Genomic DNA, 23,558 nt, shown 5'->3' on the forward strand with positions numbered 1-23,558 from the left:
ATAAAAGCGACCATAAGATCGCCCTTCTCCACTATTTACAACAACAAGATTCGCAATTCTCTTCTGTTGGGCAACCAAGATCGTTAAATGCGCTTTGGGTAAATTCCCATTTTACGCAAGCACCCATTGGAAAAGTTTTTGCTTGGGTATCATCTTGTCCACGTTCAATTTTCACCTCATTGCCGAAACGGTAGGCTTTTATAATTTCTGATCCTGTTCCATCATTGATGACAAGGTAAGTGTGATCATCATTCAGTCTTTCTGCTAATGCTCTTGCTTCAGCAATGGGTAAGAGCTTGTCTGTAGTGCTAAGTTTTTCATTAAGGCTTGCTGTAAAGCCGTTTAAGAATTTATATGTCATTTTGCACATCCTAAACATTCTGTTGAAGTAAAATAACCATTTTCACTACGCCCCATTGAGCAAGTACAGCTATCAACGTGAATTGGCACGCAGAAAGGTTTGCACCCATCAATACGAATTATTCCCTGATAACGCCCTTTTCTGGCTTTATAAATCGCATCGTCCCACATAAACGTAACTTGGTTTTGATCGCTTTCAAAAGCTGGATAAATAATCGTTGAACCATTACCACCAACACGCGTGAGTTCAATACTGATATTTTCGGTGCTCGTACAGTTATCAATTTGGAACGTGGTTTTGGCCACTTTTTTATTAATTAAAATTGGTCTCATTTGATCTCCTATGTCCATAAGTTATTTGCAAAAGCTGGGATCATTCCTGCGTTTAAGGTGTGCATATCGGTAACATTTAATCGCCCCCATGCAGCACCAATATTACTTAGCCCAGCCACAGATTGACTCCAGCCTTCATAAGGATTAATCTGACTTGCGGCTGCAGCGGCTTGTTGTGCTGTGCGAATAGAATTAAGGCTATCGCCCACCCGTCCTTGAAATAAACCATTCCATTTATACACTTCTTCACGGTACTGGCTTTCTCGTTGATGTTTGCGCTCTTCTTCAATACGAATAGCTTGGTTCGTTGCCAATACAGCGGCTTTCGCCTCTGCAATATGAAGTTGGCGTAAGGCGGTTCTTCTTGCTCCCACACAATGCACATTCATTTCTCTTTCTATTTTTTGGCGAGCGTAAGAATATTCGTTGCGAGCAGTCACAACAGCACGATTTTTCGCTGTATCATAATCAACGGGATAACCTGCCTGCTCTCTTGCTCTTGCTTCATTGAGCATCGCCACTTCAATCGGTCTGCTATTGTCATACCAGTGATTAAAGAGCTTATCTCCCTTATCACGTTGGTTATTCCAAATTTCATCAAAACGATTTTGTGCTTGCTTTGCTACATCGTGTTGCTTATCGGCAAAATAAAAAGATGCCGCTTGCTGAATTAACGCAATAATCATATTAGCTCTTGCATTTTGATTTACTGCTTTGAAATATTTACAAGCATAATCAGCCATGGCAATCGCTCGTGCCTTTGCTGAACCATTTGTCAGCTTTCCAGCGTCATCAATACCTTCGATCTTCTTAATTGCTTCAGTGCAATCAATATCATCACCGGTAAGCATATCGAGATAGGAACTGTCTGCCATAATTTAGTTCTCATTAAAGTGATGAAGATAGAGATACTCGGCTTTTTCCTTGTATTCCATCATCTGGTGGATAATTTCCTTAACATATTCATCTCGCAATGAAGTCAGTTGAGGTGCGGTGTATTTTTTATATTCTTGGTACAGCAGCTCTTTGCTGCCGTCTTTGTCTGATTGATCTTTTAATTGATCGATGATAGGTTTAAATTGATTTGCCATAGCCCTCCTTTTGGGTAATAAAAAACCGCTCAAAATAGAGCGGCTTAATTTTGCGATCACGATCGAGAAAATTTATCTAGCTGATCGCCATCATTTACAAAGTTTTTTATAGTGCTAGCACCTAAACAACAAAGGAGCAACACTATGAAAAGTAAATTTAAACACTATCTCATCTCACACAATCTAGCCTAATAAGCACGCCAAAAGCCGCTTGCGGTTTTCTGCAAGCGGCTTTTGGCGTGAACGTATCCTTTTGCTTTTTCTAGGGCTTGTTCAGTTGTTTTTTCAACAATCTAAGTTAATTTTCTATACTTTTTTATTTTTTTACTTTATGTACAATATCAAAATAAACATTCTTGTCACCCTTCATTGGATAAATTCGATAGGTGTACTCGTCTGGTGTTACTGTAACATTTTCTACTACACGAACAAACATTACTTCTCCTTTATCATTTTTAGCTGTCAATGAACGAGTTTTGCCATCTTCACTAAATGACCAATCACCTTTCATTTTTGGTTTGCCTTCAAAGGTGGTAATTTTGAATGTTTTATTTGGATAGTATTCAGCCAATCCAAAAAAATTAGCTACTTTTTCATTTTGGGGATCAATAGTACTTTTATTCTGATCCAATGCTGCTGTAGTTTCCCATACTTTTCCTACCATGATTTGTTCATAGTTATTAAGGTTATTTTTAGAGCTAATACTGCAAGCAAACAACCCAATACATATCATTGGGATAAGAATAAGGGGAGACATAAGTTTTTTCATTGGTACCTCTTATAGTAAATGAGTAGATTAATCAATCATAAGAATTAACGATATTATTAGTATATAGGTTGTGATTATATCAATCAATAGTTTTATTCTCATTCAAGAACGTTAGTTCAGCCCCTTGAGCAAGATGATATTCACTTAGTAAAAATCCCTTTTTTTGTAATGAAAGACAACCAAGAAGAGTTTTTTACATTTTGCTAATATAATGTTACCAAATGATACAGCTCCAATTAATTTATTTTAATACATCTAGAAACAAAGATTGTGGCAATCCCACCTTTATAAGGATATTTTAAGGTACACGTTTTCTTCTTTGGATTATACTGAATTTCAGCCACATCAAACTTTGCACCATACCCTTTATTTTTACCAAGATAAGCAAAATCAATAATTTCATCTACATCTATATAACTCGGAATATTTACTTGCTCTTTTTCACACGACTCATAAATCCAAACATTTTATCTTCACAAATTGAAAGAGTCCCTTTGCTATCAGTCAAAACCGAATCAATAAATTCCGCTTTAGCTACACCTGCAGAAAACATCACGGCTAAAACAAAAATTACTTTTTTCATAAAATCTCCCAGTAAACAAAAGAAATTTAGGCATACAAAATCACCGCACTTTTGACAATGTTCTAAATCATCAAAGTGCGGTAATTTTTTTGTGAAATTTATTTCACATAGCCTAATTTTGGCATTGTGGCTGCGGTTACTGCTTGTTCAAAATCATTGAGCCAAACCGTAAATTCGTGGTGAATGTCAAAAAGCCCTGCCGCTAAATCATTGCGGACGTAAGGCTCATAGCCCATTATTTGGTGAATTTTTCGCAATGCTGTTTCCGCTTTTTGGGCTTTGGCGATCGCGAGACGATGAAATTTCACTAAGGCTTGAGCGGTATTAAGCCCAATGGAAATATATTCTTGTTTTTCTGGAATAATCAATTCACCTTCTAAGATAATTTTGTGAGCATATTCCACCGCTTGCGGTAGTTGCTCTTTTGTTAGCTCATCAATGTGATTGACGTTGAAACGCTGGTGAATAAGTTGATAGGCATCAGAGTAAATTAAACCTTTTTTGCTCACAAGCATATTGACTGCATCGCGTAAACCAGTGCGATCGTCAACTGTGGTTTGCGATCTCTCTTTCGATCTTTCCGCTTTGCTTTTATTCCAATAATCAAACAACGCTTGATAACATTCTCTTTTGTAGGTGATGAGTGTTTCTCTGATTTCAGGTTTCACGCGTTTTACATCAATGCCAAATAGCCAGCCGTTTAGGTATTGGATTGGGAGGCAGATCATCTCTTGTTCTCCGCCATTTGTAGGTGTGATCATCACGATCATACCTTGAGAAAGAACTTCATCGCGTTTAATTCTTTCATATTGAGCATTCCACGCTAAACCAATGTTTTCGCAGATTGGTTTCATTGCAACGTAATGAATGCCGCTTTGTTCAAATGTAGTTAAAGTGCGGTTGTAAAATTGGATTGTTTGAAGTTGAGTTTGATTTGACATAGTAGCCTCTGTAATTTTCGAAATTTTGCTAACCAATTTAAGGTGTTCTTATAACACGAATACCTTTTGAAATTGGCGATCGAGTGGTTCGAAAGCCTACAGCAGGCTGGAGTTATTCCCCTCTCGGGTATTGTATTCCTCACCCACTCGATCATAGATTGAAATTACCATTTTTGTCCAAACTTGGCTGAGAAAAAGGAGAAACACCAAAATTTAGATACAAAAAAACCGCAATGGATTTAGGTCTTGCGGAACTGACCGCTGTAAGGTTTCGACACCTATGAGATTAATAATAGTGAAATAAATTTGGGTTGTCAAATGAAAAAACCCTACCAATTTTCACTGCTAGGGGTAATTGTACTAAGGGGGTTATTCTGAAATTTCTTTTAGTGCGCCATTTTTTTTCGCTTGTTGATACGCTTTTTTAAACTTTTGGGCTGCTTGTTTTTTCATTTCGGCAGCGGTCATTTTCTTCATCATTTTATTCCTCCTTGTAGGATGGGGTTTTAATCACAAAACAATCTAATTTCTTTTAATACATCTAGAAACAAAGATTGTGGCAATCCCACCATTATAAGGATATTTTAAGGTGCACGTTTTCTTCTTTGGATTATACTGAATTTCAGCCACATCAAACTTTGCACCATACCCTTTATTTTTACCAAGATAAGCAAAATCAATAATTTCATCTACATCTATATAACTCGGAATATTTACTTGCTCTCTTTCACACGAACTCATAAATCCCAACATTTTATCTTCACAAATTGAAAGAGTCCCTTTGCCATCAGTCAAAACCGAATCAATAAATTCCGCTTTAGCTACACCTGCAGAAAACATCACTGCTAAAACAAAAATTACTTTTTTCATAAAATCTCCCAGCAAATAAAAGAAATTTAAGCATACAAAATAGCCGCACTTTTGACAATGTTCTAAATCATCAAAGTGCGGTGGTTTTTTTAGTGCGTATTTAGGCCATTCATCTCACGCCAGCGTTTAAGCAGAATGCGTTGGAGTTTATCCATTTTTTGATTATAAAGTTTCAATCTCGCTTCATAACCTGCCGGAGTTAATCTGCCCTTGTGTAAATCTCGGGTGAGTTTGGATTTTTCCGCTCGCAGTTCCGCCATTCGTTTTTTGTCGATTTGATGAAATTGGATCATCGCTCGCTTCTGCGGAGTGAGCCAGCCGTCTAACTTGCCGCGTGCTTTACGGCTTTCATACTCTTTAAACAGGCTTTGGGCCTCATCACTTGCCTCATAATAGCGGCTCATAATAGAGAACTCATTGCCTGCCCCATAAAGCTGATTGAAAAATGGCGTGCGTTTATTGCGCCCCAATAATTCTCGGTTCGGATTTTCCACAAAAATCGTTTGTACTTCTTTGAGTGATCCGAAAATTGAGCCATATCCATCAAACAGATTTTTAATTTGTTCGGGGTGAGCATCAATACCGAAAACATCGTGAACTTGCAGTGCCACATCTTTCCAAAATTGTGCGGTGGTTGATTTGGCTTGCTCTGCTTTCAGCTTATCATCTCGCACAAAGTTTGTGGTGATTTGGCTGCCAAATGCGTTACGGTTTAAGGCAATTTGCATTAATGGCTGCAAAATCGTTGGCGTTGCGGTCATTGCTACTTTTTCCAGCGGATATTTGGCGGCGGAAATCTCACTGGGTGAAATTGGCGCAAAGGTTTTCATTGTGTGAACCAGCATATTCACCGCTGCTTCACTGCTAGAAATATCTCCCGCAAACGCTTTCACTAAATTCACGGAGAAATTCCACGCCATTTGTGGCATACCAAAACCAACGGGAAGTTTAATGTATTTGCCTAATCCATCTGGAATTGGGATATAGCGAGAAATATCACCAAGCTGATCCATTTTGTTTCCGCCTTCATCTTCATCATCAAAAGCACGCAAGGCAAAGTAAAATGGCATCATCACTGCCATATAAGCAAAAAATCGATTTCTGCCTTTTGGATGAGAAAGAAATTTATAGAGATTTCTTGCTCCCATTGCCGTAGGTTGAGAGAACATATACAACGCTTTAATTGGCGCCATTGCCGAACCTTGCTTGCGGAAGTTGGTTAGTTCCAGCGTAATAGCTGCCGCTTGTTTTTCATCAATGCCATTTTTGATCAAAGATTTAAACGCTGCCAAAGAAGATACCGTATCAAAGGTTTTGTTATAGCCTTCTAGTATCGAGCCGACTTGCTCAAGGCGTTTGCCTAAGCCGGAATTTTCCGCTTTCACTTTTTTGACTAAATCTTTTTCCGTACGCGCAAGATAAGTGCTGTAAGTGGACACTCCGCCTAATTCAAGCAAGCGTTTCAATAAACTTTCATCTTCCACATCTTCACGCAGGGCTTGTCCAAAACCAAAACGTTTTGTTGCTGTCCATAGTCCTTTATCGGAAAAGGCATATTTTAGCAACCCACGTCCGATTCTATCCATTGTTGCATCGTCCACCTTCTTACCATTGCGGTAAAGTTTCTGCACACGGATAAATTCAGATTTTTCCCAGGTATCTCGCAACATATTTTGCGGAGAAAAGGTAAGCGTCCATTGAGTTACACCCCGAGCATACCAACCTGTTGGTTTGCTCACAAGTCTAAGTAACGCATGCACTTGTTCCACATTATCTCTTTTCAATGCGCGAATCACATCATCTGGCAAATGATATTCATAATAGCTATGCCCTTGTTTGCGAATGAGAACATTATCACTTGTCCGCGTGGTACCTTGCATTTTTTTCTTGCTAATGCCAAGGGTTTTCTCTATTTGCTTTTTGGCAGAGCGTTCAGAAAAGCCTTCCTCTCGCAAGCGATGAAACTCATTTTCATAGATTTCATCAAGGCGATTTTTGAAATCCACCATTCCTGCATAAGCAGTCGTTTTTCCCACGGCTTTCCAGGTGGCATCAATAGCATCTTCTGCTTCTGATGTTTTACGGCCTTTATGTGCTTTATCCTTAGCGATATTAAGCGCGTTTTGTCCCGCACCGCCGATGAAATCAAAGCCGTCATCAGCTTTTGGGTCGCCTGTTAATGGCACATAGTGGCGATCTTTCTTATACTCATCATAGGCCTCTTGTGTAAAACGCCCTGAATTAAGATCGATAAGCAAACGAGCTTGGTTTAAGTCATAAACCAATTCTGCCACACTTTCTAAATCCTTGCGTGAAACATAGGTTTCAATGCGTTTCATTAAAGCACGCGCGTGTGGAATTGAAAATCCGCCAGCGGTTCCCACCTTAAAGTCTTTCTCCACATTGCTACCAAAGTTGGTGCTTTCTACATCCGCTTTGCGGTAACGGTATTGGCGTTCCGCTCTGCGATAGGCATCTCTTGCTTTGTCGAGTGCCACTGGATCATCTTGTGCTTCCGCTTCGTGCAACGCCTCTTCTGCGTCTTCCATTTTCTTTTTCTCATCGACTAAATAGCGCTGATTTCGTTCAATGGAATAACGCGCAGAAAGCCAAAAACCAACTAAGCGTTTCACATCAAGCTCATTGCTTTTATTGCCTGATGGCCCTTCTTTGCTTGCAATTTCTGCCAGTTTTCGCAATAACGGTTTGAGATAGGCTTGTTCTAGTTCAGAATTAAGCGCATCTCTCACGCCTTTCGCACGATACATATCGCCTTTTAACTGCTCTGCAATATGTTCTGGCACAATGCCTTTTATCTCATCAATCCAATCATTCACAGGGCGTAAGCTATCCGCAAACCATTCATCTAGTTTACTCGTGGCCCTATTTATGCGTTTTTTAAAGCCTTCCCAGTCTTTAGCTTTGAGATCGTCAAATAACCCCGGTTCTGCTTTCGCTTTCCCTGTTTTGACTAAATCATCTACGGACTGGCGGTTGGAATAACGAATATCATCATTCTCAGTAGAAAAATCACCATTGTTTTCTGTGGCTGATTTAATTTGGTTGGCATCAAATACAACGTAAGATTCTTCACCAAATTCTTCATCATTTATAATTAATCCATCCGAATAATGATTATGTTTCAAAGTATCAACATATTCATTAAGAATATTGTTAATTTCTTCCTTATCATCAAAATCACTGAAATCTTCTTTGTCATCTGATACAAGATCTGAATATCTAATATCATCTGCCAAATCACCAACTGAATAAAATTCTTTAGGAGATCGAATATTTAAAAAAGCAGGTACACTATATTTACCATAACCAATCGTTTTACTTAGGTTTTGAGAGTTAAACCAATGTCCAACTCCAGCTGTCATACCATAAAATAAATCACTTGCGTTTTGATATGTATAGTGTCCGAGTCTATCGCGTTCAAAAATGTTAAATTCGTGGTTAGTTGAATGATAAACAACTAAAGGTTCTCCCGTTCTTGGGTTTACAATCTTACTTGCGTTATCTGGATCATTTTCCCAGTCACCAAACCAAGCCTTAAATTCTGAAGATCGAACTTGTTTCCACTGTTGGTATGTAAGCTCAGTTTCCCCATTCTCTTTTTCTTGGTTATAACGCTGCTCAGATAAATTTTGGTTTTCTACCGCACTTTTATCTTCACTTTTATCTTGCAAGATTTGTAAAAGGCGTTTATCATCAAGGTCAATAGGCGATTGATTGGAAATCTCCGCACTAGATAAGCGAGAGGTCATTTCCAAAAGATCGCCTTTTTCTATCTCTGATAATTTATGATCATAATATTTTTCCCCTGTTGTGGAGTTTGCGACAACAGCTCTCACCGTGTAATCACCGCCACCAATATTTAAGCCTGCCACATAATAATCATAGCTTGTAATATCTGGATGTTTAGCTTTATCCTCATTTGGCAAAGTATCAACATAGATCGCATCTTCAATAATTTGCGGAATAGCTGCAATGCTCTGTAAATGTTCTGGGTTACTTACATCGTGATGTAAAACTTCTGTTATTCCATTACGTCCTAAATTTATCTTACGTCCTGTATCTGCATTGATATAACTTCCACGTAATGCTTTGCCATATTCAAAAGCATTTTTACGATACTGACGAATATCATCACTTGGCTCAATATCCTTGCCTGAAATTTGAATTGGTTTCGCTTGGCGTAACTTCTCAAGGCTTTCAGATTTTGGACGATTAGTTGGGCGGAGAGAATAGCGAATATCGTCATTTTCTGTCGAAAACTCGCCATTATTCCCAACAGCAGATTTAACTTGATTTGGTGAAAGCACCATAATTTCTTCAAGAGTTTCTCCATTATATTTGAACACACCATCATTTTTATTGCGCTTAATTTCCATCTCTCGCTCACCAAACTCACTTGGTTCACCGTAATAAATTAGCGGATTACGCACATTCATATACAATGGCATTACATTTGCACCAACAGCAACCCTCTCATTATTGGCTTGAAAATGCCCTCTTTGATCATAATAATCTGCGTGGTCATAGGAATATTCACTTGCATTTTCTGCAAGTTCAGTTGCATAGAAACCTTTTCCATACCAACCTGCATCTCGTACGCCTGTCGTTTTAAACTCATTAAAACTTGTTGTTGTGCCGTGATAAACAACCAAAGGTTCTCCCGTTCTTGGGTTTACAACCTTACTTGCGTTATCTGGATCATTTTCCCAATCGCCGAACCAAGCCTTGAAAGCAGGGCTGCGCACTTGCTTCCATTGTGAATAAGTGAGTTCGGTTTCACCGTTTTCTTTTGCTTGATTGTAACGTTGTTCAGAGAGATCTTGGTTCTCACGCTGAGAAAAACGTGTTTCTTGGGTATTGCCTTGCGATACATTCTCGGTATGCGGATCTTGGTTAAGCTGTTTAAGCAAAGAAAGAATATCTGCTGTCGTTGCTTTACTGAGATCTTTTTTCAGCACTGCCCCCACAATTTTGCGTAATTTGTTTACCACATTTTCAATAAAAGTGCGGACAGAATTTTCCCCTGTTTTCCAGCTGTGGTGAATGCGAAGGTTGTAATCTTGCTCTAGCTTTGCCCAATCGTTTGTCTGGCTTGCTGCATAAAGTTCAACAATGGCTTCTTCCGTTGCCACATCATCATTGATATGAATATTCATATCTGCATAACGCTGTTGGATTCTGCGTCTTAATGTTCCCACTACAGGATTAGTGCGAGCAAATTCCATTAGGTTTTTATGATTAGCACTAAAACGAACATTAACACCATTATGCCCCAATTCGTGCCAAGCTACCCAGGCAAGGCGATCTTCACGGCTAAATACGTCATCACCCTTGATATTGTCCGTAACAAGATGCGCCTTACCATTTTCAAAAAAACCTTCTGCATTTTGCTTATTGCCCTGTAAAGCAACACGGCTCACCAATTCAATCTGGCTGGCTGCATCGCCCAATATTTTTTGTAAAAACTGGCGATCTTGTTCAATATTCGCAGAATCAATATGAGGCTGGTTGTTGCTTTGAGTGGTGATTTGTTGTACAGTATCTGTACCGACTGCTCCCATATCTTGACGCTGACGTGTAGGCAAGGTATGCGTAGGCTGGATAGGATCGTTACTTCCTACTTGTCCATCAGTTGATAATTGAGATCCAGCTCCCATAGTTTGACGCGATCGTGTAGGCAAGCTATGCGTAGGCGTAAATGTATCGTCACCTACATTATGTTCAACTGGATTTTCAAATGGTGTATAGCGTTCATAGGCAGTTAAAACCCAACCATTACCACCTCGTTTCTTTGTTAAAACTACTTGATGACCATTGCTTTCTTTTGGGTTTCGATAATTTAAAACCAGTTTATTGTCGGAATGTGTTTGTGGATAACCTTTAGCGATTGTTTCAGTAATGTTATTTACAAGCATATCAGTCACTTGCTCGTAACTCATATTGTCCTTTCTTGCTCTCGCCTCAAAGATGTGCGCTAATCCTTTTCCTACTGGTTCTCCTTTTTTATTACGCGGTTTTGTTAATCCGTCATCACCCCACACAAAATCTATCCAACCAAAGCGATTGTTATACATTCCTCGCTTAACATCAGCTCTTTCCACAATCGCTTTCGTCATAGCTTCACGGCCACGCTTGATATTCGCTTCCACTGATTTTATTGGCGAGCGAGAATAGCGAGTTTGTGCTGCCAAATCCCCATTATCTTGTGCATAGGGTTGTGCTTCTACACTTGATTGTGCGTTATCTTGTACTTGAGCATTATCAATATCTTCTGCGGTGATGGTGATATGCGGATCGTTGTCCTTTTCAATCCATTCACGGATCGCATTGCCATCGTTTGGATCAATACCATTACGCTCAGCTAAACGCTGAATTTCACCAAACGCAGAACGCGTAGCAAAGGTAACTTTAGCTTTGTCGTTGGTAAAGGTCATTGGCGTGCTGATAATATCGCTAATATCATCGACCTTTTCTTCATTTAGCCAGCGTTCCATTCGGCTTCTTAAATTAGCCGCACGTTGTTTATCAAGCTGTTCTTGGGTTAGCCCTTCCGTTTCAGCTTTAGCTTCTGGCTGACTTGTCGCAACTTGCTCAGTTTCAACATTCTGTTGCGGATTAGTGGCTTGTAAATAGGCTTTGGCTAATTTACCATAGGTAGAATTTTCTTTTGCACGCTCGGCAATTAAACCGTCTTTAATGTCATTTTCAAGTTCTTTTTTATAATCTTCACGAAGTTGTTCATCTTCAATGACGCTCAATGTTTCATCTAAAACATTTTCATCAAACTGTTGTGCGGACTTTTTAATTTGTTTTGGTGTAGGTTCTGCATTTTCACCTTCTACTTCCACTGCATTTTGTAATGCTTCTCTGTGGCGTTTTGCTTGGCTGTCGTTACGATAGGCATCATAGCCAGAAATCGCCCCTGTTGGCACACCTAATACTGCCCCAGCCACTGCACTTGCTTGCACGTCATCCATTAGTTGGGTTTTGCCGTCAATTTGTCCTACGCCATAGTTTTGGTTGGCTTGCTCTACCGCTTCTTGCGCTGCCTCTTTTGTCACTTCTTTGCCAAAGGTTTTGAGCATACCGCTATTTACGCCTTTGCCTAATTTTCCAAGTGGACTAATCGCATCAATCCCACCAATCACCGCTGCACGCCCAATTCCCGCCAAATTATCCGATAAGTCCGTGGACGCATCTTCAATAGCTTGTTCCAAGGTCATTCCTTGTGCCATTCTTTGGCGTATTTGTGGCATTTGAATTGCTTGCTCTGGCGAGAGGTTTTTCCACGCATTGCGAATTTCTTCACGATATGAACCTGCACTAGAGGCCATATTGACCGCACCTAAACCCAAGCCACCCGTTGCGGCAGCCAAAGCAACTTGTGGAATTGCCTGCGTAGCCTGATTGGCTGTGGAAAGTGGGTGATTGATTAAGGACTTGAATTTAGCTAGCGCTTCGTTTTCCCCATTTGCCATACGCTGGGCAAATTCTTGATCTTGACGATTAAGCTCAATTAAGCCACGATCTGAAAGGGCATTTGCATAAGCATCTCGGGTTTCTTTCCAATCACGATGCCACTCACTTTCTGGCGCAAATGCACCGATAACATCTGCCGTTAAGCCACTGGTTGCTGCGGCGGTAGATTTGGCTAAATCACCGGCGTGATCCCACGCACGTTCATACCACGCACCTTGTTCTGCCAAATTCGATGCTTGGTTAAATTCCGCTTTAATCTTCTCAATTTGTGCAGGACTAAATCCTTGTAGAGTATAGAACTTTTCCATTTCACTTAAATGATGCTGGAATTGGTTGTCAATCCAAACTGGATCTAATCGCCCTTTTTGTGCAGCACGTTGTTTTTCTACTTGGGCATTAAAATATTCACCATATTTTGCTCCCATTCCTGTAACGTCTTTATCTTGAACATTACGAAACACCCATTCTTGTGGGTCAAAATCCGCTGGTAAGGTTGAGAGTTTTCTGCCAAATACCCATTCTTGCGGATCAAAATCTGCGGGTAAGGTTGAAGGCTTTCCTCCAAGCCCCCATTTTTGTGGGGCTAAAGCAGGTTGCTGCTGCCTGCTGGCACGATAGTTTTCTAACATCTTATTTGCAGTTTCTTCATCGGCAAACGCCCATGCACGCGGGTCAAATTGAGTTGATTGTGTCATTGTTACTACCTATTAAATAAAACAAAACCCGAACGATTGTTCGGGTTATTTTGATTAATTTTAACTTTCAATGCTTAATAATCTTGGGTTGGCCAAAAGATATTCGGATTATGCAAAGAAGACCGTTTCATTGGCTGAGCGATATTCGGCTGTGGGTTGACTATTGGTTGGGGATTGCTCACCTTTGGCGAAGTATCAACGGCAGGTGTTGTAGTTGATGGTGTGCTGGTGTTTTCATTTGAAAAGAAATCCTCCACCGAAGAAACAGGCCAGCCATTTTGAATTATCGCTCTTTCAACAAATCCATTAATTTCATCAACTTGATTTGGGTAAAGTAGATAAAGTTGCGTGATATTCTGACGGAATTTCGCAGGATCTAATGCTGGGACGCTTCCTTCTTTTTGGTCTAACATATCTTGCATAGAATTGTTGAGTACATCGCCAAAAGGTTTGGTTAAATCAGGTAATGCACGTTGCGCTGCTTTTTGTTGAGATTGCTGATTGGCAAGTTGATTGAAATAATATTTCCACGCTTCACCACCTGCTACCGCCGCAGGATCGACATTATTTGGTAACGCATCAATGTTTTCCCCTGAGAAAAAGTTTTGCACTTGATTATTTTCATCAAGCAAATGGGGCGTTACCCCAGCCATTAGGGAATATTGTGATGCTGCACTTGGATTAATCGGTGCAAGATTTTTAGCCGTTTCTGTTAGATAGTTTTTATCTCCACCAAGTAACTGGGTAAAGAGATAAGGGTTTTGTTGTTGTGTCGGAAGTTGGCGAAACTTGTTGAGCAATTCTTCAGGATTTCTAATTCGTCCTTGCTCATCAACTGCGTGTTTTCTCAAGAAATCTAGCCCTTGCTCCCAACCTTGTAGCTGGGTTAAATCATTACGCTGTTTCGCTACATTGGTTTGGGCCAATGCATTGGCATAAGCCACACGCCAATCTTTAGTTTTATTGTTTTCATCTAATCTGCGGTGATGTTCTGCCGTATCAGCAAACGCATTAGCCATTTGAAATGGCACTTTCCATGCATTTAATTCAGCTTCTGGTTGAGTGGCATACAGGGCTTGCATTTTGTTAATATCTTCAATGGCCATGTTGTTCTCCTAAGTTTGGTCATAAATACTTCGCACTAAATCGCCAATATAATCAGGCATCATTCCTTTAGTAGAAGGTTCAATACCAAAGGCTTTAGCGAGTTCCTTTTGATATTTCTGCTGATAATTAATCGGCTCTATTGACGATTGCGCATTTTCCCCTTGCGTTCCATTGAGTTGTTCAAAATAATTTTGAAATTCGACTAAGGGATTGTTAGATTGAAAATTAGGTTGACTAGGAAAAGAGGGCGTATTTTCTTCGGCGTGTTGAGCCAAGTTTAATGACGGCGTCGTGCTGTCATCATAGTGCTGACCATTGTAGGGATCTATTCCAGCACTTTTCATTACATCAATTAAGTTTTTGGCATAATGAGGATCGGTAGCATAGCCACCTTTTTGCAACGCTATCGCTGCTTCTGCTGGCGATGTTGCATCAAAATACCCCGCTTTTTCATAACGCCCGCCGCGTTTAGTAAATGCGGCCCTGTCTGCTAAGGCTTCCGCCAGGCTGTTATAATCACGGAATTTTTGTTTAACTTTGACATTTTGCCCATTGATGTTTTCGTGCGTCCAGGATACCGTTCCCTTTTCATTATTATTAGGATCACCGTTACCTGCTTTGACTCCCCAATAATTATGCTTTCCAGTAACCTTTTTCCCCCATCCAGATTCTGCTGCCCATTGTGCGGCAACCACTTCAGGATGCGGAATTCCCGCTTGTTGCGCAGTTTGGAGAACTTCCATAAATTGTGCTTTCTGTTCTTGTGTTGCCATTTTTTCTCCCATTAAAAAAGCCTGCTGATATGCTCAACAGGCTTTTTTTATTTAATCGATCCGCTTTCCTGATCCTCTTATAAAATACGTCAATTCCTCACCGCTCTTTTGCACTTTGGCAATGGGATCAATGGGGTAAAACACGCCACTAAATTGATCGTTATCTTCTCGCCAAATTGCATCCGTTTGTAATCGCCCTGTGGCTTTATTGACAAGGTAACTGAATAATCGCGGTGCTGTATCAGGATCGCCCCTACATTGCGCATTATGATTTTCGCGTACATCAATTTGATAATCTGGTGCATTAAATTCCGTTTGCGCTTCAACAAACATTATGCACTCAAGTCGTAATGAGCTAAGTTGGTTTTTCACCACGGATTGTTGTACTAATTCCACTGCCTGATCAATATTCGTAACAGGGGTCGCCAACGCTGCATTGGCTAATGCGATACTGATAATAAGTGCGGTAAAAAATTTTTTCATAAACTCTCCTTAGGTGAATAAGTTATTATAGGCTTATTCAATCGGGAGTTTCACTAAAAATTTAAACGCTGTCTAAAATTAGTTTTACATACTGATCAAACTGAGTATCGCCATTAGTCAAATCCACAAAGCGCTGAATAAAAGGTTTCTCAACAAATAATGGGTTTTCAATAAGTAATGCCATTACACAACCCACAATATGATTTTTTTCATCTCTGGCAGTAAACACTTTGATTTTGGTGTACGGATCTTGATTTGCCCAAATACGAAAAAACGGCACCCAGCTTTCTCTTAACTGTGCCGTTTGATCGTGATGTTCGCCCACGAAAGTAAAGAGTTCGGCTAGCAAGTTCTGCGATTGTCCGATTGTTTCAATGCGTTCTGTTTGATATGTCATTATTCTGCTCCTAATTCTGCTACGGAAGTCGCAATGTAATAAGCTAACACTTCGCCTTTACCCGAGATCTCAACGTCAAACTGCAATGTTGAATAGCCTCCTTTTAAACGATGCGGACGGCTGTCATTAACGATTTTATCCCCTAAAATAACAGGCTCTCTGACCATCTCATTACGATGGCGTTTATAAGCAATGTGCTTGACGTGAGTTTGTGCAAAATCCTGCTGCAATTTATACGCCGTCATTGCTGTATAACCTGGTAAGGTATTTAATCGTCCTATCCATTTAAAGGTTTTCCAATCATCACCCGCGTTCCATTGATAAATGCCCGATTCAGTCGCAAAATATAGTTCATCTTGATCACTACGATAAACCGCCTGTGGTTTTATCGAAAGGGTGGTTAAAGATTCAATTTGCACGTCTTCATAAATGCTATCTGGGATTTTAAACCGTAAGCTGTGCGTTTCAGTAAACCCAAAATAATACCCATCTTGTATGACACCAATCATTGTCCAAGGGGCAATCGCTTGCCACTGATCTTGCGTGAATAATTGTGTGGTAACAATTTTAGATTGATTACCCGAAAGCATAACCAACCCATCTTTGGTTGCGTAGAAACAAGCCCCATTGTATAGACAGGCTGACTGGTATGAGATGATTGGGTGCGGTTCTTCGTGCAAGCTAATAGTTCTGCAACCTTGCGATTGGCACGGGCTTTCCATTTCGATAATCGCGGGATATTCATCGGTGAGAATATAACCTACCCGTTCACCACATAAAAAGCGAATGGGCTTACCGTTGAAATGACCATAACGATAGGCTTCAGGAAAAGCGTGTGGCTTAAGTGGTTCACTTAACCACAATTCCGTTCCCACTAAGCCGCCAAGCTGTCCATTTCCGCAATATTGCAGATCGGTCATCGTGTTTGGTGGCGGCTCATATTCTTCCGTAATGCACGCATCGCCATAGGTGGTGTGTGGCTGATGAATATAATTTGCCGTGCCAAAATCAATCTCATCCAGCAATAAAAAGTGCGCATCGTAATCGGCTTTAGCATCACCATAATCTAAGGGGGTTACCGCACAATATAACCGCACTTTAGCAATGTGATAGGTTGGAAAATTCGTTGGTAGTCCACTTAAAATGGTTGCTTTATCATTGTGTGCATAAATCGCTTCACTCGGCAAGCTTGGGGCCGATTCAAAACCGAACTCATCAACAAGCGTGTAAATATATTGGCGCAGTTCTTGGTTGAAATCTTGGCTTAATTCCCCCAAGAACTCGGCATTTGGCGGCGGTAATTCAATAGGAAACCCAAGCCGATTCCACTTTTCTTCGCAAGCGTGCTGTTTCTTTTGAATAACAGGATATGCTTTTACACCACTTGCTACGATAAAACAACAATCCGTATTGATCCGAGAAAAAGACGCCTTGCAATTTTCACTCACAAGATAACAGCATTTATCGACAAAAATGGATTTTCCTGTTTTTTCACTGACTTTTTTATCGGTACGCCAAGGGCGTAACGTGCCACGAGAAAGATCGACATCTTCCGCCACTTGTGCCATCGCTTGATGTAAATTTTGTGCCTGATACTTTGGTGCAATCCCTCCAAAGTTTGTAAGTTTAATACCTGGCATAATTATGCACCTTAAATGAAAAAGGCCTAAGGGTTGGGCTACTCCAGAATAGCGGAAAGCGTTGCCAAAGGCCGGATGTATTAAGGATAAGCCGCTCTAAGTAATTCAAAATGCGGGCCATCGTAAAAACGTTCGTCTTCTGTTTTACCATTTTGATTCCAATCACCGCCCCAACGGATAGGAATATTTAACTCTTTCGCTGCTTGGAACATTGCTTGGGATATTTTTTGAAATTTCGCTTTATCTTGCCAGTCTAAAGGATAAGGAACAATATCAACGGCGTGGCCTGTAAGATGTCGGCTGTGCATTGTTTTGCTTGCCCCTTGTGCAACAAGTCGCTTTTGTTTGGCTTTACTGCAAATACCTTCAATCACGGTAAAATCGACTGCACTCAGCTGTAATGCTCGGCGAACCACTTTGACTAAGTCTTGGTTAACACCTTTAAGACTTTCTTCGCTACGCTGACTAAACTTGAAATTATTCAATTTTCACCACCTTTTTATCCACATAGTGCTTAGCAAATAACCGCACTTGGTCTATTCCAAACATTGCGATAATTGCCCCTAGTGCGATGGCTAGTTTGGCTGGCATTTGGAAATACTCAAACAGACTTTCACTTGCAATGGCAAGCGAACCACAAAGCAAGCATTCCACTAAAATTCTCCAGCACTTTCTTTCCTTTCCCACATAAACAATGCGCAAAAATGCAATGATAAACGTGAGAAAAAAGTTATTAATTGAATTCATATGTAGCACTACCCAGCCCCAGATAGTCGCCCACACATCAGGATTTTTTATTGGCATTATTTTACCCCTCCCATTTTGGGGAAATAAAAAACCAACTCCGCTGAGTTGGTTTATGACGTTTCATTACAATCACAATCTGGTTTGCACCTTGATGCAAGTTCCACAATTTGTCGCTCAATAACACGCTCTGTTGGACGGGGAATTTGGATTTTCTCTGCCAATCCCACATCTTTATTTTTACAACCGCACTTTTTGCATTTTTCTAAGATTTTGCATTTACCCATTAGATCCAAGCCTCCCCAATAAATGACCGTGTTTCCGTTGAGAAATCTCGCATTGTATCAATTTTTGCTTGAGCAATCCCTTGCTTAAAACGCTTTTCATACACTATTGCCATTTGTGGATCAGCAAATTCATATTGACGCATTAGCAATAATTCAGCCAACGCGCCATTCACCACCACATCGTGGTAGCGGTCGTAAATGAGCTTATCCACCTGGCAGGCCTGTTGCGTAGGTATGGCAAAATAATGCACAAAGAGATGCCGCTCCCTATCTTGCATGTGGCAGCGAAACTCTTGTTGTACACGGAACGCAAGACCCCATCATCGCTAAAAATCAAGCTCATTGCTTGGGGAGAAATAACGGACAGGAAAACGTGTTATTTGAAGTCAAAGGTGCGGAAGCGGTAAGACTAGCGGACAAGCCGTTATCTCCTACTTTAAAAGCAAGAATGGGAACTGGTGGAAATAACGTCCCCTGCATTGCCAACCTACTTTATGTCAGAAAGCTGACACCTAAAGAGTGCGAACGATTACAAGGATTTCCTGATGATTGGACGAAAATCCCCTATCGAAATAAACCCGCGGAACAATGTCCTGATAGTCCACGTTATAAAGCGATTGGAAATAGTATGGCTGTGCCAGTTATGCGGTGGATTGGAACACGATTATCAGATTATTTACAACAAGCCTAACCTAGCAAGTTAGGCTTTTTTATTGGAGAAAATATGGACAACGATGATAAACGTATCTTATTAGTGATGGCAGTGCTTTATTTATTGGCATTGCTTGCTTTTGTAGGGGTGCAGTGGCAATAATAACGTGGGTAATCAAATGGATATGGATAAATTAATCAAATCGAAAACAAGGGTAAAAGATTTTGGCGAAGTGTTTACTAGCGAAAAACTGGTCGCCAAAATGCTAAACCTACTTCAGCCAGGAACATTTATTTCTAGCACAAAATTCCTTGAGCCGGCGTGCGGAACAGGGAATTTTTTGTATCAGGTGCTAAACCGTAAACTTAGCGAAGTGCTTTATTCCGACAAAAAGCCTTATTACAAGGCACTGAATTTTTATTTATCAGTGGCGAGCCTTTATGGTGTGGATATTCAGCTCGATAACGTGCTGGAATGCCAATCACGGCTAAAAGCACTATTTTACGAACGCTTAGCAATGCTGAATATAAAGCCTAACGAAGGCTTGGTTGATACTATCTTAGGCAACAATATCAGACGTGGAAATGCGCTTAAAGATACATTTATGTTTCTCGACCTTGACGTGGTTTTCAAAGGCAGCCGCACGGACATTGATGTGCCACAAGATAGCTTTTGCCTGACGTTTTACAAAATCAATTTACAACACAACACCCAATCCATTCATTCGGTGAAGTTATTGCCGATAGAAGGGGAATTGGGGATTTAAGATTTAATGGAGAAAATATGGAAGATAGATTAATCACATTGAAAGAAGTTTCAGAAAGAACAAATATTAGCCGAGCACATATTTATAATAAATGGAATGAGCGGAGCAAATATTACGATCCAAATTTTCCAAGACCAGTAATAAATGTTGGCAAGATGCTATTTTCTCATCTTGAGGTACAAGGGTATATTGACACATTGGTTAGCAAAGCTCGTCAGCTAGACTGATGGGTAATATGGCTACAAATTATTTTAGTATTACAATTAGTAATACAAAACAAAAACAAGACAAGCTAAATCATTTAATAACAATACATTATAGTGACTTTACTATTCCAGATAGTCGCACCATTTCACCTTTCTCAGCCTATCGTAACTCATAAAAAAGTGCTACAAACCCAGTAAATATAAGCTTCTATTTGATTTTTACTAACACTTTTGTCTACTATGTCCAAGTTTTCGCCTTTAATCGTCTCTAACCGAAGATTTTAGTAACCATTATAGTAGCTATATGCTAAATTTTTTTCCATAGTTACTAAAAAAGCTCTTAGATATGGCAAGAATTACCAAACCTTTAACCAATACAGAAGTTGAAAAAGTAAAAGCGAAAAATAAACCCTATAAATTGACTGATGGTAACGGCTTGTTTTTGTTGGTTTCTGTTTCAGGCATAAAAGCATGGCAATTTTATTAGAACCATATTAGATTAGCAGTTATGTTAGTCCTAATAAAGCTCCATAATTATTCCTAATAAACACTTAGTAATGTTTACTAGCCTCATTGATACTTTATTTAATCCAATCAATCGCTGCCTATACTGGCATTTTTCTAACCTACACTCGTTTTAAACCCGTGTTAAAATTCTTTTAAAACTATCTGATACGCTTATTCTATGGTCAAACTCTGGTTTCTACAACGGTAGTCTATCATTTCCTCCAAGGATATACTAAGTGCTTTCCCCCATTTCTATCTTAACCACACAAAAAAACGCCACTGAGTTCCCTCAATGGCGTTCTTCTTCATTCAATACCTGGCGGTGCCCTACTCTCACATGGGAATATCCCACACTACCATCGGCGTTACAGCGTTTCACTTCTAAGTTCGGCATGGATTTAGGTGGGTCCACTGCACTAACGCCGCCAAGATAATTCTTTCTATTCTTTAAGTCCTTTCTCTTAGTTCATAACTTCTATTATTTCGTTATCTCACTAAGCATTCTTACTCTTCCTTCTCAATCAAAAACAAGCCAAAACCCTTGAGCGTTGTATAGTTAAGCCTCTCGGGCAATTAGTACCGGTTAGCTCAACGGCTCACACCGCTTACACACCCAGCCTATCTACGTCTTAGTCTCAAACAACCCTTACAGCCTTATAGACTGGGAGAACTCATCTTGAGGCAAGTTTCGTGCTTAGATGCTTTCAGCACTTATCTCTTCCGCATTTAGCTACCCAGCAGTGCCTCTGGCGAGACAACTGGTACACCAGTGATGCGTCCACTCCGGTCCTCTCGTACTAGGAGCAGCCCCTCTCAATTCTCCAACGCCCACGGCAGATAGGGACCGAACTGTCTCACGACGTTCTAAACCCAGCTCGCGTACCACTTTAAATGGCGAACAGCCATACCCTTGGGACCTACTTCAGCCCCAGGATGTGATGAGCCGACATCGAGGTGCCAAACACCGCCGTCGATATGAACTCTTGGGCGGTATCAGCCTGTTATCCCCGGAGTACCTTTTATCCGTTGAGCGATGGCCCTTCCATTCAGAACCACCGGATCACTATGACCTGCTTTCGCACCTGCTCGACTTGTCTGTCTCGCAGTTAAGCTTGCTTATACCATTGCACTAACCTGACGATGTCCGACCGTCATTAGCAAACCTTCGTGCTCCTCCGTTACTCTTTGGGAGGAGACCGCCCCAGTCAAACTACCCACCAGACACTGTCCGAACACCCGTTTCAGGCGCTTCGTTAGAACATCAAACGTTAAAGGGTGGTATTTCAACAACGACTCCACGATAACTGGCGTTACCGCTTCATAGTCTCCCACCTATCCTACACATCAAAATTCAAGGTTCAGTGTCAAGCTATAGTAAAGGTTCACGGGGTCTTTCCGTCTAGCCGCGGGTACACCGCATCTTCACGGCGATTTCAATTTCACTGAGTCTCGGGTGGAGACAGCCTGGCCATCATTATGCCATTCGTGCAGGTCGGAACTTACCCGACAAGGAATTTCGCTACCTTAGGACCGTTATAGTTACGGCCGCCGTTTACTGGGGCTTCGATCAGGAGCTTCTCTTTCGATTACACCATCAATTAACCTTCCAGCACCGGGCAGGCATCACACCCTATACGTCCACTTTCGTGTTTGCAGAGTGCTGTGTTTTTAATAAACAGTTGCAGCCAGCTGGTATCTTCGACTGGTTCATGCTCCATCCGTATAGAACTTCACACTACGCCAGCGCACCTTCTCCCGAAGTTACGGTGCTATTTTGCCTAGTTCCTTCACCCGAGTTCTCTCAAGCGCCTGAGTATTCTCTACCTGACCACCTGTGTCGGTTTTCAGTACGGTTTAGATAAACCTGAAGCTTAGTGGCTTTTCCTGGAAGTGTGGTATCAATTTCTTCAGCACCTTAGTGCCTCGTCATCATCTCTCAGTGTTTATAGTGAACCGGATTTGCCTAATTCACCCACCTACCAACTTAAACGTACATCTCCAACAGTACGCTAACCTAACCTACTCCGTCCCCACATCGCAGTTTATCCAAGTACGGGAATATTAACCCGTTTCCCATCGACTACGCTTTTCAGCCTCGCCTTAGGGGCCGACTCACCCTGCCCCGATTAACGTTGGACAGGAACCCTTGGTCTTCCGGCGAACGGGTTTTTCACCCGTTTTATCGTTACTTATGTCAGCATTCGCACTTGTGATACGTCCAGCAATCCTCTCGAACCACCTTCTTCCGCTTACACAACGCTCCCCTACCCAACAGTATTACTACTGATGCCGCAGCTTCGGTACTATATTTTAGCCCCGTTACATCTTCCGCGCAGGCCGACTCGACTAGTGAGCTATTACGCTTTCTTTAAATGGTGGCTGCTTCTAAGCCAACATCCTAGCTGTCTAAGCCTTCCCACTTCGTTTCCCACTTAATATAGATTTTGGGACCTTAGCTGGCGGTCTGGGTTGTTTCCCTCTCCACGACGGACGTTAGCACCCGCCGTGTGTCTCCTGTGCATTACTCTTTGGTATTCGGAGTTTGCATCGGTTTGGTAACCCGGGATGGGCCCCTAGCCGAAACAGTGCTCTACCCCCAAAGGTATTCACACAAGGCTCTACCTAAATAGATTTCGGGGAGAACCAGCTATCTCCCGGTTTGATTGGCCTTTCACCCCCAGCCACAAGTCATCCGCTAATTTTTCAACATTAGTCGGTTCGGTCCTCCAGTTAGTGTTACCCAACCTTCAACCTGCCCATGGCTAGATCACCGGGTTTCGGGTCTATACCTTGCAACTCTTCGCCCAGTTAAGACTCGGTTTCCCTTCGGCTCCCTTATTCAGTTAACCTCGCT

General features: G+C 41.1%; 20 protein-coding genes, 2 rRNA genes and 2 pseudogenes (1 of these 24 only partly in view). 4 read left to right on the forward strand and 20 right to left on the reverse strand.

The window, feature by feature from the left end; genetic code table 11:
* Nucleotides 1–31: 31 nt before the first annotated feature.
* From L5B71_RS03760 to L5B71_RS03845, 18 genes are all read right to left on the reverse strand, one after another.
* A complete protein-coding gene (locus tag L5B71_RS03760; protein WP_265757052.1) occupies nt 32–361 on the reverse strand; it encodes a hypothetical protein in 330 nt (109 codons plus the stop codon).
* On the reverse strand, nt 358–693 hold the full coding sequence (locus tag L5B71_RS03765; protein WP_265757053.1) for a hypothetical protein: 336 nt from the start codon (nt 691–693) through the stop codon (nt 358–360). The genes L5B71_RS03760 and L5B71_RS03765 overlap by 4 nt, the downstream gene beginning before the upstream one ends.
* Before the next feature lie 8 nt (nt 694–701).
* Nucleotides 702–1,568 (reverse strand): hypothetical protein, encoded by an 867-nt coding sequence (locus tag L5B71_RS03770; RefSeq protein WP_265757054.1) that lies wholly within the window; start codon nt 1,566–1,568, stop codon nt 702–704.
* Nucleotides 1,569–1,571: 3 nt separating this feature from the next.
* Nucleotides 1,572–1,784, reverse strand: a complete 213-nt coding sequence (locus tag L5B71_RS03775) for a hypothetical protein (RefSeq protein ID WP_265757055.1) — start codon at nt 1,782–1,784, stop codon at nt 1,572–1,574.
* 316 nt (nt 1,785–2,100) lie between these two features.
* Complete coding sequence (locus tag L5B71_RS03780; protein WP_265757056.1) at nt 2,101–2,553, reverse strand: DUF4822 domain-containing protein; 453 nt, start codon at nt 2,551–2,553, stop codon at nt 2,101–2,103.
* 427 nt (nt 2,554–2,980) lie between these two features.
* Complete coding sequence (locus L5B71_RS03785; protein WP_265757057.1) at nt 2,981–3,136, reverse strand: hypothetical protein; 156 nt, start codon at nt 3,134–3,136, stop codon at nt 2,981–2,983.
* 98 nt (nt 3,137–3,234) lie between these two features.
* Nucleotides 3,235–4,077: a phage antirepressor N-terminal domain-containing protein gene (locus L5B71_RS03790; protein WP_265757058.1), complete on the reverse strand. Its 843-nt coding sequence runs from the start codon at nt 4,075–4,077 to the stop codon at nt 3,235–3,237.
* Nucleotides 4,078–4,599: 522 nt separating this feature from the next.
* Nucleotides 4,600–4,947 carry a hypothetical protein gene (locus L5B71_RS03795; RefSeq protein ID WP_265757059.1) on the reverse strand — a complete coding sequence of 116 codons (348 nt, stop codon included), beginning with the start codon at nt 4,945–4,947 and terminating at the stop codon, nt 4,600–4,602.
* 89 nt (nt 4,948–5,036) lie between these two features.
* Nucleotides 5,037–13,142 carry an ADP-ribosyltransferase-containing protein gene (locus tag L5B71_RS03800; RefSeq protein ID WP_265757060.1) on the reverse strand — a complete coding sequence of 2,702 codons (8,106 nt, stop codon included), beginning with the start codon at nt 13,140–13,142 and terminating at the stop codon, nt 5,037–5,039.
* A 74-nt stretch (nt 13,143–13,216) separates the two neighbouring features.
* Nucleotides 13,217–14,248: a hypothetical protein gene (locus L5B71_RS03805; RefSeq protein WP_265757061.1), complete on the reverse strand. Its 1,032-nt coding sequence runs from the start codon at nt 14,246–14,248 to the stop codon at nt 13,217–13,219.
* A gap of 9 nt (nt 14,249–14,257) precedes the next feature.
* Complete coding sequence (locus tag L5B71_RS03810) at nt 14,258–15,022, reverse strand: glycoside hydrolase family 73 protein (RefSeq protein ID WP_265757062.1); 765 nt, start codon at nt 15,020–15,022, stop codon at nt 14,258–14,260.
* Between the two features lie 51 nt (nt 15,023–15,073).
* Nucleotides 15,074–15,505 (reverse strand): hypothetical protein, encoded by a 432-nt coding sequence (locus tag L5B71_RS03815; protein WP_265757063.1) that lies wholly within the window; start codon nt 15,503–15,505, stop codon nt 15,074–15,076.
* A gap of 61 nt (nt 15,506–15,566) precedes the next feature.
* Nucleotides 15,567–15,902, reverse strand: coding sequence for a hypothetical protein (locus tag L5B71_RS03820; protein ID WP_265757064.1), 336 nt, complete (start codon nt 15,900–15,902; stop codon nt 15,567–15,569).
* A complete protein-coding gene (locus L5B71_RS03825) occupies nt 15,902–17,542 on the reverse strand; it encodes a hypothetical protein (protein WP_265757065.1) in 1,641 nt (546 codons plus the stop codon). Before L5B71_RS03825 ends, L5B71_RS03820 begins: the two co-directional genes overlap by 1 nt.
* Nucleotides 17,543–17,622: 80 nt before the next feature.
* A complete protein-coding gene (locus L5B71_RS03830) occupies nt 17,623–18,027 on the reverse strand; it encodes a M15 family metallopeptidase (RefSeq protein ID WP_265757066.1) in 405 nt (134 codons plus the stop codon).
* Nucleotides 18,020–18,346, reverse strand: a complete 327-nt coding sequence (locus tag L5B71_RS03835; RefSeq protein WP_265757067.1) for a phage holin, lambda family — start codon at nt 18,344–18,346, stop codon at nt 18,020–18,022. The genes L5B71_RS03830 and L5B71_RS03835 overlap by 8 nt, the downstream gene beginning before the upstream one ends.
* A gap of 53 nt (nt 18,347–18,399) precedes the next feature.
* The gene (locus tag L5B71_RS03840) at nt 18,400–18,573 is read right to left on the reverse strand and encodes a hypothetical protein (protein ID WP_265757068.1); all 174 of its coding nucleotides are present in this window, start codon (nt 18,571–18,573) and stop codon (nt 18,400–18,402) included.
* Nucleotides 18,573–18,824 carry a hypothetical protein gene (locus L5B71_RS03845; RefSeq protein ID WP_265757069.1) on the reverse strand — a complete coding sequence of 84 codons (252 nt, stop codon included), beginning with the start codon at nt 18,822–18,824 and terminating at the stop codon, nt 18,573–18,575. The genes L5B71_RS03840 and L5B71_RS03845 overlap by 1 nt, the downstream gene beginning before the upstream one ends.
* A 20-nt stretch (nt 18,825–18,844) precedes the next feature.
* Here L5B71_RS03845 and L5B71_RS03850 point away from each other — a divergent pair.
* From L5B71_RS03850 to L5B71_RS03865, 4 genes and pseudogenes are all read left to right on the forward strand, one after another.
* Nucleotides 18,845–19,264, forward strand: a pseudogene (locus L5B71_RS03850) (DNA cytosine methyltransferase); the annotation flags it as partial.
* A 139-nt stretch (nt 19,265–19,403) separates the two neighbouring features.
* Nucleotides 19,404–19,991 (forward strand): SAM-dependent DNA methyltransferase, encoded by a 588-nt coding sequence (locus tag L5B71_RS03855; protein ID WP_265757071.1) that lies wholly within the window; start codon nt 19,404–19,406, stop codon nt 19,989–19,991.
* Nucleotides 19,992–20,008: 17 nt separating this feature from the next.
* Nucleotides 20,009–20,218 (forward strand): helix-turn-helix transcriptional regulator, encoded by a 210-nt coding sequence (locus L5B71_RS03860; RefSeq protein WP_265757073.1) that lies wholly within the window; start codon nt 20,009–20,011, stop codon nt 20,216–20,218.
* A 325-nt stretch (nt 20,219–20,543) separates the two neighbouring features.
* A pseudogene (locus L5B71_RS03865) lies at nt 20,544–20,678 on the forward strand (preprotein translocase); the annotation flags it as partial.
* Between the two features lie 340 nt (nt 20,679–21,018).
* Here the strand turns inward: L5B71_RS03865 and rrf are convergent.
* Nucleotides 21,019–21,134, reverse strand: a 5S ribosomal RNA gene (gene rrf, locus L5B71_RS03870).
* Between the two features lie 122 nt (nt 21,135–21,256).
* Nucleotides 21,257–23,558 (reverse strand): 23S ribosomal RNA (locus tag L5B71_RS03875); it runs 596 nt beyond the window's last position.

This window comes from Avibacterium sp. 21-586, from assembly GCF_026226775.1.
GTDB lineage: Bacteria > Pseudomonadota > Gammaproteobacteria > Enterobacterales > Pasteurellaceae > Avibacterium.